Source organism: Okeania sp. SIO2B9, assembly GCF_010672505.1.
Lineage (GTDB): Bacteria > Cyanobacteriota > Cyanobacteriia > Cyanobacteriales > Microcoleaceae > Okeania > Okeania hirsuta.
Window position 1 is genome coordinate 1 of the sequence record NZ_JAAHGK010001596.1, and the last position, 1,457, is coordinate 1,457.

Annotated in this window: 1 protein-coding gene; it reads right to left on the bottom strand. The window is 36.4% G+C overall.

The features are described from left to right. Positions 1–435: 435 nt before the first annotated feature. A partial coding sequence (gene proX, locus F6K13_RS32955) for a glycine betaine/L-proline ABC transporter substrate-binding protein ProX (RefSeq protein ID WP_353735753.1) occupies positions 436–1,457 on the bottom strand: 1,022 nt, incomplete at its 5' end.

Below are 1,457 nucleotides of genomic sequence, written 5' to 3' on the forward strand. Positions count from 1 at the left end.
AATATCTACAGGAAATGATGGTTTTTTCTTGCGAGGGTAGCCTTCTTCCCTCTTCCCTCTTTCTTCTTCCTTCTTCCTTCTTCCTTACCTTTGCTATACAAGACCGATGCTACCGGACATGATATTAATAATTAGAGTTGTCGCTAAATAAAGGGAAAAAATCACTCTAACCTAGACAGAGCAATAATTCCCAGCAGTTTTGCCGTCCAATAGCTACAATCCTTACAGAACAAGGTTTTTGGGGGTTTTTAAGTTATAAAGCGACAAGTCTATTGATTGTGATGTTATTGAACCAAATTTAATATTATCAGGATGTTAGGTATGAGGTACGAAAAACTAGGACTTGAGATTGCTTTCCGTTCCGGAATGCTCCGCAAACCCTATGGGTCGCAATGACGGAAATACGTTCAGGTGCGTAAGTCCTATTAGTATAAGTCAAACATCTGCCGCCTTTTTTGCTTCTTCTAACCAACGATCAAACAACTCTTGATTATTTTCAACCCACTCCTTAGCATGGCGACGAATATCCTCTGGAGAATCTTCACCCTCTTTAATATATAGACTTTCAACATTCATATCCTCAGCAGGAATTTGAACCAGTTCAAACCAACGTTTGGCAACTGGGTTAGCTGCTAAAAATTCTTTGTTAGCAAAAATTCGCAGGCGATCAACAGCAAATCCAAGATTTTTACCTTCTATAGTGGTGTCTTTTACTGTTATATTTTTCTGGGATTCTGGAAGAGAGGTAAAGGGAACTTCCAACCAAATTATATCTTTGTCTGGTTTTAAAACTGTAGATACCCAGTGAGGATTATAAGCATAGTAGAGAAGACTTTTCCCTTGCTGGTAGCGACTAATAACATCTGCAAGCAAAATAATGTATTGTCCTCTATTGTGTTCAACTGTATCTTCTAGTCCATAAGCTTTGATATGATGATCGATTATTCGTTCACAAAACCAACCAGGATTACAACCAACTAAATTAGCTTTACCATTACCATCCGAATCAAATAGTTGAGCAATTTTCGGGTCTTTAAGTTGTCCAAGATTAGTAATTTTATATTTATCGGCAGTTTTTTTATCGATTTGATAACCTTGTATCAAATCAGGAGTCAGAACTCCAACTCGCTCTAACTTTTTTTCACCCCCAGCATTATTAAAATATTCTTGGTGTGCTTTTTCAGCACCGATAACACTATAATCTAGGTCACTATTAGCAACAGACAAATAAATAGCAGGGTAATCAATTTCTTTCGGTTTTTCAATCTGATAACCAAGTTTTTCCAGACCAATATTCACAATTTCTGTTTGGAAATGTTCTTCAACCCAATTACTATGGGCAGCACGAACTCTAGTTTTTTTTACAGACGAATTTGATTGACAGGCAATTAAACCTATCAACAAAATTGTCAAAGTCATTCCTAAAGCAAATTTTCTGAACTTTTGTTTCATTAAAC